Source organism: uncultured Jatrophihabitans sp. (assembly GCF_964252635.1).
Classification (GTDB): domain Bacteria; phylum Actinomycetota; class Actinomycetes; order Mycobacteriales; family Jatrophihabitantaceae; genus Jatrophihabitans.
Genome location: NZ_CAXUNP010000016.1, coordinates 76,342 through 89,519, shown reverse-complemented (window position 1 = coordinate 89,519; position 13,178 = coordinate 76,342). Strand labels below are relative to the sequence as shown.

Sequence of the window (13,178 nt, the reverse complement as noted above, 5' to 3'; positions counted from 1 at the left end):
GGGCCGCGGCCGAAGCCCGGCGCCTGGCAGGAGCCGGCGGAGCTGAAGGCCGAGCGGGAGCGTCTCGCCGAGCAGGTCCCCGCCTTCCCGTAACAGACCGCCCCACGCTGCGAGTCGTCCGCCCCCAGCCGGGGTGGAGCACGTCTGCGCGCGGACAACTCGGGGTGGGGGGCGACGTGCCGGGGTGGCGCGGTCAGGCCACGAGGGCGAGCTCGTCGCGGCGCGGTGCCGCGGCCAGTGTCCGGCCCAGCCGACGCGCACCGAGGACGGCGAGCAGGCAGCACGCGATCTGCATGGCGATGAACCCACCCGGCAGCCCGAGGGCCAGCACGACGCCCGACAGCGCCGGCCCGACCGCGGTGGCCAGGGTCTGCCCACCGCTCATCGCCGCGAGGGTCCGGCCGGTCGCGCCCGCGGGCGCCAGCGACGCCGCGAGTGGCGTGAGCACCGGGGCCAGCATGGTCTCGCCCACGCTGAACAGCGCGTAGCCCGCGATGACGAACGCCGGTGCGGGGAGCGCGTGCAGCATCGGTGCGGCCAGCACCAGCCACACGCCGATCCACACCGTCGCGCAGACACCGAGCAGCACCGCCGGCGGCACCGAGCGGGTCGCCTTGACCACCGGCGCGGTCAGGGCTGCCACGAGCACGGCGTTCACCGCCACTGCGGTGCCCAAGGTGGTGGCCGGGACGTCGAGCACGCTCAGCGCGTACGCCGGCAGGCCCGAGTCGAACTGCGCGTAGCAGGCCAGCGTCAGCAGGACGGTGACGGCCAGCATCCAACGGACGCCGGGTGCGCGGAGCACGACGCGGTAGCCCACGTTCTCGACCGGCGAGTCGACCCGGACCTGCTCGCGTTCGGCCTGCCGCCCGACGACACCGACGAGCACGGCACTGGCGATGCTGCAGAGGGCGGCGAACGCGTACGCCGGGCGCGACCCGGTGGCGCTCGTGAGGTCGACGAGGTAACCGCCCACCAGGCCGCCGATGGCCAGCCCGAGGTTCTGGCCGATGAACTGCCAGGCGAACGCGTCGCGACGCTTGGCGGTCGGCGTCAGCTCGAGCACCATGACCGACGTCGACGGCTGGACGACGGCCAGCGCCGCGCCGTAGGCGAGCGCCGCGGCCCAGATCGCGGCGGCGTCGCCTGCATACATCAGGGCGACGATGGCCAGCACCATGCCGAGACGTGCGGCGGTGGCGACGACGACGGGGCGGGCGAGGTCGGCGAGCCGACCCGCGATCGGGGCGGCCAGCAACGCGCCGAGCGCGAAGGCCGAGAAGGTGACGGCGGCCACCGAGGCACCCATGCCGCGGGCGGTCGCGATGTCGGCGTAGAGGAACGGGAGGACGGCACCCCAGCCGATGGCTCCGAGGGACGCACCGAAAAGGAGAATGGCCAGACGACGGCCGGACGAACGCATGACAGACAATCCACTTCGATAAGCAATACTGCGACTTAGAACTTCGATATCGAAGATGTTAGCGATCGGCCCGCACCGGATATTCCGTGGCGCTCCCGAGGGTGACGGCCCTCACCGGCGGCGACACGTAGGGTGCGCGCATGACGCGGCGCACGCCCTGGGGCGAGTACGAGCGGGCCGTCCAGGTCTACACGGAGGCCGGCGCGGCGGAGACGGTGCAGCGGATCGTCACCGCGATGTCGCGGCTCACCCGCCGCCTCGACGTGTTCTACAACGACCGGCTCGAGGCCATCGAGATCTCGCGCACCGAATGGCCGGTGCTGCAGTCGTTGGCGATGGAGGGCCGCCGCGGCAGCTCGCACCCGTCCAAGCTGGCCGACGCCGCAGGCGTCTCCGCGTCCACCATGACGCACCGTCTCGACCGCATGGTCGAACGCGGCCTGGTCGAGCGGGTCCCCGACCCGGACAACCGCACACGCATGCTCATCACGCTGACCCGGGACGGGTGGGACCTGTTCCGCACCGCGGTGCTCGACGCCGAGGTCGGGGAGACCGACGTGTTCGCCACCCTCACCGAGACCGAGCGCAAGACCCTGGCGGGCCTGCTGGAGAAGGTGCTCGCCGCGCAGGAGCTCGAGCCCCGCCGGCGGCACTGACCGCAGTCACCGTGTAGTCCTGGTCGCCGCGCGCGACGCGAGGTCGACCAACGCGTCCGCCCGCAGCCCGGGCCAGCCGTGCAGCAGGGCGCGCCAGGCCGGCGGCACCGCTGCCGCTCCGTGCCGGGCCCCGGCCAGGCCGCCGGCGATCGCGGCCACGGTGTCGGTGTCGCGTCCGCCGCGCACCGCCGCCTCGAGAGCCCGCGGCAGGTCGTCGGGATGGGCGCTGACGGCCGACCATGCGCCCTGCAGGGCCTCCACCACCCAGCTGTTGTGTTCGAAGTCGGCGGGGGTCGAGGCCTGCGCGGTGTCGAGGCGCGCCCGCCACACCGCCGCGCGCCCCTCGGGCAGCGCGGCGAGCCCGGCGCGCACGTCGAGCTCCCCGGTCAGCACCGCGCGGCGGATCGCCAGGCACCACAGGACGCAGGCCTCACCCGCCTCGGGATCCCAGTGCGTCAGCTCGCTGACCGCGACGGCCGCCTCCACCAGCGCGTCCGGGTCGTCGAGGTAGGCCAGGGCCACGGGCGCCGTGCGCATCAACGAGCCGTTGCCGGCGGTGCGGCCGCTCCGCTCGTGCAGCGCGTGTGCTGCCGCTCGCGCCTCGTCCGCGGTGTGCGCCTCGGCCAGCACCGCCCGCGTCTGCGCACCGGCGTCCCTCGCACCCGCCAGCCACTCCACCCAACGCGCCACGATGCGGTCCTGGGCGACGGTGTCGCGCAGGTCGGCGCCGGTCGCCGCCACCTCGGCGATCGCCACCGCCATGGCCGTGTCATCGGTCCATTCGCCGGCGCGCCGGGGCGGTGAGCCGCCGTCGTGCATGGTCACCGGGAGGTCGGGGCCCCGCGGCGGCCCGAACTCGTACGGCGCGCCCAGCGCGTCACCGGCCGCGGTCGCGAGCAGCACGCCGGCGGCGCGGTCCGTCTGCTCCGGGGTCAGCTCCACGCGGCTACGCCGTGGGCTGCGGCCGGGCCTTCGGCGACGATGTCGACGCGGCGCCCGACGCGGCGCCCGACGAGGTGCCCGACGCAGCGCCCGCCAGCAGCGCGCGCGTCTCGGGCGCGGCGAAGAACGGTTCGAGGCGGGCGCGGACGAATGCGGCGAGCCGGCCGTCGGCCCGCGCCGCCTCGAGCACCGGCGGGGCGAACGCGGTCACCTCCGCGACCAGCACGTCGCGGGTGAGGCCGAGTTCGGCCAGCAGGGTCGCGAGGTCGGTGGCGCCGTAACGGGCGAAGAAGACGTCGACGCCCTCGTCGAGCAGGTCGCCGACGACGTCGTGATTGCGGGCCGTGGTGGCGATGCGGGCCAGGATGTCCAGCAGTTCGCGCACGTCTGCGGCGGTCGCGTACCGGCGGAGCTCGCTGATCGGCTCCTCGGCGTGCAGGTCCCACATCTGCATGGCGCCCTCGTGGATCGGCGCGTCGCGCAGCACGTCCCGCATCGCGCTGCTGGTCTGGCGCATGGCGAACTGTGCGCTGCGCTGCTGCGCGTCGCCGAGCAGGCCGTCGGCGGCCCCGCGTACCCGGCTGGCCGCCCCCATGCCGAGGGAGAACAACGACGAGACGCCGGGCACCTTCTCGGCCCGCTCGCGGTTCTGTTGGACGAAGTCGCCGACGATCTTGGTGACGTAGGAGGACGCGATCGACGCCATCACCGGGCTCTCCCCGAGCCGGTCGAGCGCGCGCTCGTGCAGCTGGTGCATGCTCAGCAGCTTCGCGAGCAGGGCTGCGACGTCGTCGCGACCGACGACGTCACCCAGCAGGCGGTCGTCCCCGGCGCTCGAGGCGTAGATCGCGTCCGCCAGGTCCGGGCGCAGGTCGTCGAGCACGGCGCTGCCCCCGACGACGTCCACGAACCGCCGCGCGGCAGCCTTCACCGTGCCGGGGTCGACGACGGCCTCGAGGGTCATCGACGCGGCGACGTCGAGGACGTCCGCCACGTCGGCGGCGATGGCGGCCGTCAGCCGGTCCCCGGACAATTCGCCGACGACGTAGGCGACCTGGGCGTCGAGCAGGGCCTCGGCGAGAGCGTCGACGTCGGGCATGCGGCAGGCTCCTTCTCCACGGGACGGCTCAGCATCTCCTACGGCCGGGACGGCCCGACCCGCCGGGGCCGGGCCGCTGTTGACGATTCACAGTCGAACCCTATGATCAGCCGACCGCGCCGTGATCAGCCTGCCGCGGCCTGACGATCGGACACCGCCGTGGGCACCTTCCCCGTCCTCACTCGCGCGCGCCTCGTCGTGCTCACTGTCGCCGTCGCCACGGCCGGGGTGTTCTGCACGCAGGCGGGTGCGGCCGCCGCCGCCCCGGCGCCGACCACGCCGCACAGCTCGTCGAGCAGGTCCCACTCGTCGCCCACGACGGCGTCGAGGAGCGGCACGGTGACCCGCAAGCCGAACGCCGTGGCTCCTCCGGGGCCGGCGCCGACCGCGCCGCCGTGCACGACCGACACCGACAAGAAGTACCCGGTCGTCTGCCTGCCCAAGGGCTCGGGCGAGGACCGCCCGGCATCCCTGACCCCGGGCGACGACGTGGAGTTCGACGCGCAGGTCGTCAACCAGGGCGTCACCCCGGTCAGCGGCGCCACGGTCACCATCACCCTGCCCGCGGGTCTCCAGCTCGAGTCCGACGAGGACGACCCGGTCTACCGCATCGACGACTGGTACACGAGTGGCGACGACGCGGACTTCACCGACCTGGACTGCATGGCCGCGTCCGCGGGCATCACCTGCAAGGTGGGTGACCTCGCCGCCGGCGACAACATCCTCATCGGCATCGACCTCGAGGTCGCCGACGACGCGCGCACCGGCACCACGCTGCGCTTCGGTGTCACCCTGCACCCCGATGCGCAGCTCCCGGCCGAGGACACCTCCGTCGAAGCGTCCATCACCGTGCTCGCGCCCAGCCATCTCGTCGTCAGCCTGACCCCGGCCACGCTCAGCGCCGTCGTCGGCCGTACCGCCACGATGGTCGGCTCCGTCCACAACGCCGGCTCCGGTGCCGCGCCGGACACCGCGGCCATCGCGCTCGCGGCCAACAACAACGACATCACGGACACCCACTTCGAGATCACCAACGGTTCGGACCTGACGGGTGACCCGACCGGCGGTGACGTGGGTGGCGGATCGTCCGTGGTGTTCGGGCGGCACGTGTCGAAGGTGACGACCCTGTTGCAACGGCACGCCGTGTCGCGGTCCGCAGCGTCGTCGAAGAAGAAGTCGCTGCCGTCGGTGAAGTTCTGGCCGGTCGGCACACTGGCCGCCGGTGCGACGTCGCGGGTGACGATCAAGTTGAAGGCGCGCTCCGCGGGCGAGGACAGCCTGACGTTCGGTGCGTTCTCCGACACCGACGACAGCTGCGACTTCAGCGGAGGCGGCGACGACGAGGGCGGCTCGGCCAGCGTGACCCCGGTCGTCCGGGCGCCGCAGGCCGCGTCGACCACGACGGCGGCGGACGACTGCTCCTCGGTCGTGCAGACGCACATCACCGCCGTCGCGGCGTCGACCACCTCGTCGTCGGCGGCACCGTTGGCGAACACCGGCAGCCGCGCCCTCGACGTCCAGCTCGGGATCGCGGTATGGGCCGTCGTCCTGGGCGGCCTGCTCGTCTGGGTCGGCCGCCGCCGCCGCGTGGCCGGGCGCCACCTCGGCTGACGGGCGGGGCGCCACCGCCCGAAACACGACTGCAACCGAGCGGCCATTGCCCGCGTAAAGACGTTCCTCGATAGTGAGGTCTCCAGCCGACCTCACCCTCGGAGCGCGCCCCGTGTCGACCACTGCCGCACCACCGCCCGTCGACGACGACGAGGCCGAACTCGCCGCGCTCGGCTACAAGCAGGAGCTGAGCCGGTCCTGGTCGGGGTTCTCCAACTTCGCGATCTCGTTCTCGATCATCTCGATCCTGGCCGGCTGCTTCACCAGCTTCGGGCTCGGCTGGAACGGCGGTGGTCCGGCCGCGATCGCCTGGGGCTGGCCGATCGTGGCGGCGTTGATCCTCGTCATCGGCCTGTGCATGTCCGAGCTCGTGTCGGCCATGCCGACCTCGGGCGGCATCTACTGGTGGGCGTCGAAGCTCGGGGGCCCCAAGGCCGGGTACTACACCGGCTGGCTGAACCTCATCGGTCTGCTGGCCATCGACGCGTCGGTGGCCTACGGCTGCGCGACGTTCTTCGACACGGTCGTGGGCCTGTACAGCGACTCCTGGGCGAAGGACTACTCGCTCAACCGGGTGTTCGTCGAGTTCGTCGTCATCCTGGTGCTCGCCGCAGTGATCAACATCTTCTCCTCGCACCTGCTCGCCGTGCTCAACAACATCTCGGTGTGGTGGCACGTCGCCGGCGCGGTGGCCGTGATCGTCATCCTGTTCGCGGTGCCGTCCAAGCACGCCAGCGTCAGCTCGGTCTTCACCCACACCGTCAACAACACCGGTTTCTTCGGTGGGCACACGAGCGGGGCCGGGTTCATCCTGCTGGTGCTGCCGCTCTCGGCGATCCTGACGCAGTACACGATCACCGGCTACGACGCGTCGGCCCACCTGTCGGAGGAGACCAGGTCCGCCGCCAACTCGGCCGCGAAGGGCATCTGGCAGTCGATCCTCTATTCCGCGCTCGGCGGGTGGGTGCTGCTGCTGGCGTTCCTGTTCGCGGTGCAGGACGAAGGTGGGGTGACCAAGGCCGGCGGCTCGTCCATCGCGATCTTCGAGCAGGCGATGTCGAGCCGGTGGGCCGCAGTCGTGCTCATCATCTCCACCGCCGGTCAGTTCTTCTGCACGGTCGCCTGTATGACGTCGACGTCACGGATGATGTTCGCCTTCAGCCGTGACCGTGCCGTGCCCGGCGCACGCTACCTCTCGAAGCTCAACGCGAATCGGGTGCCGGTCGTCGGCGTCATCACCTCGGCCGTCATCGCGATCGTCCTGACGCTGCCGGCGCTGGTGAAGGTCGACATCAACGGTGCCCCGGTGCCCGTGGCCTTCTTCGCCGTCGTCTCGATCGGCGTCGTCGGGCTCTACCTCGCGTTCGCGATCCCCATCTTCTACCGGTGGAAGGCTGGGACGGCGTTCACGGTCGGCCGCTGGACGCTGGGGCGGAAGTACCGCTGGATGGCGCCGCTCGCCGTGATCGAGATCGTGGTGACCTCGGTCGTGGCCATGTTCCCGACCTCCACCGGCGGTGCGCCGTGGTACGACGGGTTCGCGTGGAAGTTCGTGAACTACACGCCGCTGGTGGTGTTCGGGCTGCTGATCGTCCTGGAGATCGCCTGGCAGGTGTCGGTGAAGAAGTGGTTCACCGGGCCGAAGAGCACGCTGGAGACACCACCCGTGGTGGACACTGCGAAGGTATGACCACCTACCGTCAGCAGCTCGGCGGCCGGTCCTACGCCTTCGACGGACTCACCGACCTGCTGGCGAAGGCCTCGCCGGCTCGTTCGGGCGACGAACTGGCCGGAGGCGCGGCCGAGTCCGCGGGCGAGCGCGCCGCGGCGCAATGGGCGCTGGCCGACGTGCCGCTGTCGACCTTCCTCGAGGACCTGGTCGTTCCCTACGACAGTGACGAGGTCACCCGGCTCATCGTCGACACCCTCGACCGGGACGCCTTCGGTGCGGTGTCGCACCTGACCGTCGGCGGGCTGCGCGACCACCTGCTCGAGGTGGCGGCCACGCCGACGGCGTCCGCGACGCTGTCGGCGCTGGCCCCGGGACTGATGCCCGAGATGGTGGCCGCGGTCAGCAAACTGATGCGCAACCAGGACCTCATCGCCGTCGCCCGGTCCTGCTCGGTGGTCACGGCCTTCCGCGACACCCTGGGCCTGCCCGGTCGGCTCGCCACCCGCCTGCAGCCCAACCACCCCACCGACGACCCGCGCGGGGTTGCCGCGGCGACGCTCGACGGGCTGCTGCTCGGGTGTGGCGACGCGGTGCTGGGCATCAACCCCGCCACCGATTCGCCCGGCGTCACCCGCGACCTGCTGCACCTGCTCGACGACATCCGGTCCCGGTACGACATCCCGACCCAGACGTCCGTGCTGGCGCACCTCACGACGACGCTCGAACTCATCGAGCAGGGGGCACCCGTCGACCTGGTCTTCCAGTCCATCGGCGGCACCCAGGGCACCAACACCTCGTTCGGCGTCGACATCGCCCTGCTCGAGCAGGGCCGTGCCGCCGCGCTCGACCTGCACCGCGGCACCGTCGGCGACAACGTCATGTACTTCGAGACGGGCCAGGGCTCGGCGCTGTCGGCGGGCGCGCACCTGGGCACCGGCGGGCGGCCGGTGGACCAGCAGACCCTCGAGGCGCGGGCCTACGGTCTCGCCCGCCACCTGCAGCCGCTGATCGTGAACACGGTGGTCGGGTTCATCGGGCCGGAGTACCTCTACGACGGCAAGCAGATCATCCGCGCGGGGTTGGAGGACCACTTCTGCGGCAAGGTGCTCGGCGTCCCGATGGGGGTCGACGTCTGCTACACCAACCACGCCGAGGCCGACCAGGACGACACCGACACCCTGCTGACTCTGCTCGGCGCCGCGGGGTGCACGTACGTCATCGCGGTACCCGGCGCGGACGACATCATGCTGGGCTACCAGAGTACGAGCTACCACGACGCGCTGTACGTGCGCGCCACCCTCGGCCTGCGTCCGGCTCCCGAGTTCGAGGCCTGGCTGCAGCACCTCGGGATGATGGACGACGCAGGCACATTGCTGTCTGTCCAGGGCTCACCGCTGCTGGCCATCACCACATGACCGGCCTCCGCTTCGCTGCGGCCGCCAGAGGCCATGCTCGATGGCCATGTGCTCGCGGAGCTCGCGCATGACCGGCCTCCGCTCCGCTCCGCGCGGAGTTCGCTCATGACCGAACAGTTCTGGGACGCGCTGCGGTCGAGCACCCGGTCACGCATCGGCCTCGGGAGGGTCGGCAACGGACTGCCGACCAAGGCGGAGCTCGAGTTCCGGGCCGCGCATGCCGCAGCGCGCGACGCCGTCCACGACGAGCTCGACGTCACGGCCCTGACCGGCCGGCTCACCGCGTTGTGGCTGGGCGACCCGGTCGTCGTCACCAGCCGGGCCGGCGACCGCACCGAGTACCTGCGGCGTCCCGATCTCGGTCGCGAGCCGGCCCAGGCGCTCGACCTGCCGGCGCACGGCGACGACCTGGCTGTCGTGCTGGCCGACGGGCTGTCGGCGCGTGCCGTCGAGGCGCACGCGGTGCCGTTTCTCGAGGCGCTGCTCGGCGTCATCTCGATCAGCGTCGCCGTTCCCGTGATCGCGACCCAGGCTCGGGTCGCGCTGGGTGACCACATCGGTGCGGCCCTGGGGGTGCGCGCCGTCCTGGTGCTGATCGGCGAGCGCCCGGGACTGTCGGTGAACGACAGCCTGGGCGTGTACCTCACGTACGCACCGCGCCCGGGGCGGCACGACGCCGAGCGCAACTGCGTCTCGAACATCCATCAGCCGGACGGGCTGCGGTACGCCGACGCGGCCCGGGTCGTCGCCGGACTGCTGAGTGCGTCGTTCGCGCTGGGCGAGTCCGGCGTGCGCGTCAAGGACCGCTCGGGCGCCGTCGGCCAGGCGGACGCCCGGGTACTGGACGTCCCCTGACGGACGGCTCAGACGTCGGCGACCTGAGGCGCGACCTCGGTGCCGAGCAGCTCGATCCCGCGCAGCAGGTCGGCGTGCGCGAGCCGCGGGTTGGTCATCTGCAGCGACAGTCGATCCACCCCGCCGAGCTGGCCGGCGACGCGGCGCAACTTGGCCGCGATCGTGTCCGGGTCCCCGAGGAAGAACGCGCCGTCCGGACCGCTCGTCGCGTCGAACTGCGCACGGGTCGGCGTCGGGAAACCGCGCTCGCGGGACACGGCCGTGAACATCTGGTGCCAGCCCGGGTAGATGATGTCCGCCGCCGACTGCACGCTCTCGCCGACGTAGCCGAACACGTGCAGACCCACCTGCAGGGCCTCGGGCGGATGCCCGGCCTCGGCACCGGCGCGGCGGTACAGGTCGACGAGCGGCGCGAACCGGCGCGGCTCGCCGCCGATGATGGCGACCATGAGCGGCAGGCCGAGCAGACCGGCGCGCACGAACGACTCGGGGGTGCCGCCGACGCCGACCCAGATCGGCAGCGGGTCCTGCACCGGACGCGGGTACACGCCCTGGCCGGTGAGCGGCGGGCGGTGCCGACCCGACCAGGTGACGTGGGTGGAGTCCCGGATGCGCAGCAGCAGGTCGAGCTTCTCGGCGAACAGCGAGTCGTAGTCGGCCAGGTCCAGCCCGAACAGGGGGAACGCCTCGGTGAACGAGCCGCGCCCGACGACGAGGTCGATCCGTCCCTTCGAGACGAGGTCGAGCGTTGCGAACTGCTGGAAGACGCGTACCGGGTCGGCCGCGCTGAGCACGGCGACCGCGCTGCCCAGCCGGATCCGCGACGTGCGGGCGGCCGCGGCGGCGAGCAGCACCGGAGGCGCCGAGTCGTAGTACTCCTCGCGGTGGTGCTCACCGATGCCGAAGGAGTACAGCCCCGACGTATCGGCCAGGGCGATCTCCTCGAGCAGGTGCTCGACCCGCTCGGCCGGGCCGACGACCCGCTCGGTCGACGGGTCGGTGACGGCCGAGACGAAGCTGTCGACGCCGACGTGCACGGGCCCTCAGACCGCGCGTCGCTGCGGGGTGGAGCGGGCGACGATCGCCGGGTCGCTGGTGACGGTGTCACCCAGCGCGGCGTCGATCGCCGCCATCGCGTCGTCCGGGATGGTGACGCCGGCGGCCTTGACGTTGTCGACGACCTGCTCGGGACGTGAGGCGCCGACGAGTGCGGCCGACACGTTGCTGTTCTGCAGCACCCAGGCCACGGCCAGCTGCGCGGTGTTCAGGCCGAGGTCGCCCGCGATCGGCGCGAGGTCCTGCACCCGCGTCAGGACGTCGTCGTTCATCCAGCGCTTGATCATGTCGGCGCCGCCCTTGGTGTCGGTGGCGCGCGAACCGGCCGGTGCGTCCTGGCCCGGCTTGTACTTGCCCGACAGCACGCCCTGCGCGATCGGCGACCACACGATCTGCCCCAGGCCGAGCTCCTCGCAGGTCGGGACGACGTCGTTCTCGATCACGCGCCACAGCATCGAGTACTGCGGCTGGCTGCTCACCAGTGAGACGCCGAGCTCCACGGCCAGCGCGTGGCCGGCACGGATCTGCTCCGACGTCCACTCGCTCACACCGATGTAGAGCGCCTTGCCGGCGCGGACGACGTCGGCGAACGCCTGCATCGTCTCTTCGAGCGGGGTGAAGTTGTCGTAGCGGTGGGCCTGGTAGAGGTCGACGTGGTCCATCTGCAGGCGGCGCAGCGAACCGTCGATGCCCTCCAGGATGTGCTTGCGGGACAGGCCCGTGTCGTTCTTGCCCTTCGGGTCCGGCCCGACCGGCCAGTAGACCTTGGTGAAGATCTCGAGCGATTCGCGGCGCTCGCCCTTCAGGGCCTCACCGAGCACGGTCTCCGCGCGACCGTTCGCGTAGACGTCGGCGGTGTCGAAGCTGGTGATGCCGTTGTCGAGGGCGGCGCGCACGCATTGCGTGGCCACGTCGTTCTCGACCTGCGAGCCGTGGGTGAGCCAGTTGCCGTAGGTGATCTCGGAGATCTGCAGGCCGGAGTTGCCGAGGTAGCGAAAGTCCATACCTGCGACTCTACGAACCGGGGAAAACGTCGCCGACGCTCAGGCCGCCGGGGCCTCGGCGGCCGGCGGCGTCGTGACCCAGCGGAGCATGCCGACGACGGCCTTGCCCGCGGCGCGCACCGCGGTGGCCTCGGTGATCGGCAGCTGCGGGGGCAGGGCGAGCGGGCGGCGGGCCCACCGCGGCAGGGACGCGACCGAGGCGGCACCCAGCACCGCGTACGGGGGCCGGGCGATCAGCGGCAGCGGCGGTCGCAGCAGCAGGTAACGAGCCGTCGCCCGCGCCTCGGCACTGCCCTCCAGCTCGGGACGGAAGGCGGCGAGCTGCTCGCGCAGCTCGGCCTCGGTGGTGGGCGGGTCGACGATCCCGAGCTTGCGGGCGATGAACGCCTCGTCCGCGACGTAGCCGTCGCGCCCGGCTTGGTCCAGCGGCGCCGTGCCGTAGCGCTGGTAGGTGTCGAGGAAGCTGTCGACCTCGGCCACGTGCACCCAGCGCAGCAGGTGTGGGTCCGCGGCGGAGTAGGGGCGGCCGTCCGGCGCCTTGCCACGGACCCGCGCGTGCACGGACCGCACCCGCGCGACGGCCTCGTCCGCGTCCTCGGCCAGCCCGAAGGTCGTGACGGCCAGGAAGTAGCTGGTGCGCTGCAGCCGGCCCCACGGGTCGCCGCGGTAACCCGAATGCCCGGCGACACCGGCCATGGCCAGCGGGTGCAGGGACTGCAGCAGCAGGGCCCGAAGGCCACCGACGAACATCGACGAGTCGGCGTGGACGGTGCGGATCGGGCGGTCGTCGGCGAACCACCGCTCGCCCGGGGTGTTGTGGATACGGTCGCGATGTTTCGGCCCGTCGGCCCCGGCCACCCGCTCGAACACGATCTTGCCGAGACGGTCGCGCAGGTCGGTGAGCATGCCTCCATGGTGCCCCGTGTCGCCGAGCAACTCGCAGGTCGGCGGCCCGTGGCAGGCTGGCGGGCATGACCACGCTGAGCGATGCGGCTGCCCTCGGAAGGGACGAGCAGGGCCTCGCGGTCGTGTCCACCCTGCGTGCCGACGCCACCATCCAGAGCTCGCTCGTGAACGCGGGCATCGTGACCGATCCCGCCTCCGGTGCCGACGTGCTCGCGTTCGTGACCTACGGGCGGGTCAAGCTGGCCAACCTGCGCGCACGTCCGCAGCTGGCCGTCACCTTCCGCTCGGGCTGGAGGTGGGCGACCGTCGAGGGACGGGCGTCGTTGCTCGGCCCGGCGGACGGCGACCCGGATCCCGAGACGCTGCGCCTGCTGTTGCGCGAGATCTTCTCCGCAGCCGGCGGTACGCACGACGACTGGGAGGCCTACGACCGCACGATGGTGGAGCAGGGACGCACCGCCGTGCTCGTCGAGACCACCCGGGTGTACAGCAACTGATCGTTACCGCCTCGTCACACCGGGCTGCCAGGATGCCGGACA

General features: G+C 72.1%; 12 protein-coding genes. 6 read left to right on the top strand and 6 right to left on the bottom strand.

Annotation, left to right across the window (positions count from 1 at the left end; translation table 11 throughout):
• Nucleotides 1–193 precede the first annotated feature (193 nt).
• Entirely contained in the window at nucleotides 194–1,423 is a 1,230-nt protein-coding gene (locus tag ACFFCA_RS09845) for an MFS transporter (protein WP_375484230.1), read from the bottom strand.
• 140 nt (nucleotides 1,424–1,563) lie between these two features.
• Here ACFFCA_RS09845 and ACFFCA_RS09840 point away from each other — a divergent pair, with 140 nt between their 5' ends.
• Nucleotides 1,564–2,079: a MarR family winged helix-turn-helix transcriptional regulator gene (locus tag ACFFCA_RS09840; RefSeq protein WP_375484228.1), complete on the top strand. Its 516-nt coding sequence runs from the start codon at nucleotides 1,564–1,566 to the stop codon at nucleotides 2,077–2,079.
• A gap of 6 nt (nucleotides 2,080–2,085) precedes the next feature.
• Here the strand turns inward: ACFFCA_RS09840 and ACFFCA_RS09835 are convergent, their stop codons facing one another.
• Together ACFFCA_RS09835 and ACFFCA_RS09830 are read right to left on the bottom strand one after the other, a co-directional pair.
• Entirely contained in the window at nucleotides 2,086–3,021 is a 936-nt protein-coding gene (locus ACFFCA_RS09835; RefSeq protein WP_375484226.1) for an ADP-ribosylglycohydrolase family protein, read from the bottom strand.
• Nucleotides 3,022–3,025: 4 nt separating this feature from the next.
• Nucleotides 3,026–4,120: a hypothetical protein gene (locus ACFFCA_RS09830; protein WP_375484224.1), complete on the bottom strand. Its 1,095-nt coding sequence runs from the start codon at nucleotides 4,118–4,120 to the stop codon at nucleotides 3,026–3,028.
• Nucleotides 4,121–4,279: 159 nt separating this feature from the next.
• Between ACFFCA_RS09830 and ACFFCA_RS09825 the strand changes: the two genes are divergently transcribed.
• The 4 genes from ACFFCA_RS09825 to eutC all read left to right on the top strand — a co-directional run bounded on the left by ACFFCA_RS09825 (nucleotide 4,280) and on the right by eutC (nucleotide 9,673).
• The gene (locus tag ACFFCA_RS09825) at nucleotides 4,280–5,731 is read left to right on the top strand and encodes a hypothetical protein (RefSeq protein ID WP_375484222.1); all 1,452 of its coding nucleotides are present in this window, start codon (nucleotides 4,280–4,282) and stop codon (nucleotides 5,729–5,731) included.
• 112 nt (nucleotides 5,732–5,843) lie between these two features.
• Nucleotides 5,844–7,421, top strand: a complete 1,578-nt coding sequence (locus ACFFCA_RS09820; protein WP_375484220.1) for an amino acid permease — start codon at nucleotides 5,844–5,846, stop codon at nucleotides 7,419–7,421.
• Nucleotides 7,418–8,818 carry an ethanolamine ammonia-lyase subunit EutB gene (locus tag ACFFCA_RS09815; protein WP_375484218.1) on the top strand — a complete coding sequence of 467 codons (1,401 nt, stop codon included), beginning with the start codon at nucleotides 7,418–7,420 and terminating at the stop codon, nucleotides 8,816–8,818. The genes ACFFCA_RS09820 and ACFFCA_RS09815 overlap by 4 nt, the downstream gene beginning before the upstream one ends.
• A 105-nt stretch (nucleotides 8,819–8,923) precedes the next feature.
• Entirely contained in the window at nucleotides 8,924–9,673 is a 750-nt protein-coding gene (eutC, locus tag ACFFCA_RS09810; RefSeq protein WP_375484217.1) for an ethanolamine ammonia-lyase subunit EutC, read from the top strand.
• Nucleotides 9,674–9,681: 8 nt separating this feature from the next.
• On the opposite strand, the gene ACFFCA_RS09805 is transcribed toward eutC, so the two are convergent.
• From ACFFCA_RS09805 to ACFFCA_RS09795, 3 genes are read right to left on the bottom strand one after another with little or no spacing between them, the layout of a single operon-like run.
• Nucleotides 9,682–10,710, bottom strand: a complete 1,029-nt coding sequence (locus tag ACFFCA_RS09805) for an Atu2307/SP_0267 family LLM class monooxygenase (protein ID WP_375484215.1) — start codon at nucleotides 10,708–10,710, stop codon at nucleotides 9,682–9,684.
• Between the two features lie 6 nt (nucleotides 10,711–10,716).
• The gene (locus ACFFCA_RS09800; protein WP_375484213.1) at nucleotides 10,717–11,733 is read right to left on the bottom strand and encodes an aldo/keto reductase family protein; all 1,017 of its coding nucleotides are present in this window, start codon (nucleotides 11,731–11,733) and stop codon (nucleotides 10,717–10,719) included.
• Nucleotides 11,734–11,772: 39 nt separating this feature from the next.
• A complete protein-coding gene (locus ACFFCA_RS09795) occupies nucleotides 11,773–12,639 on the bottom strand; it encodes an oxygenase MpaB family protein (RefSeq protein WP_375484211.1) in 867 nt (288 codons plus the stop codon).
• Nucleotides 12,640–12,704: 65 nt separating this feature from the next.
• Here ACFFCA_RS09795 and ACFFCA_RS09790 point away from each other — a divergent pair, with 65 nt between their 5' ends.
• Entirely contained in the window at nucleotides 12,705–13,136 is a 432-nt protein-coding gene (locus ACFFCA_RS09790; RefSeq protein WP_375484209.1) for a TIGR03618 family F420-dependent PPOX class oxidoreductase, read from the top strand.
• Nucleotides 13,137–13,178: the final 42 nt, after the last annotated feature.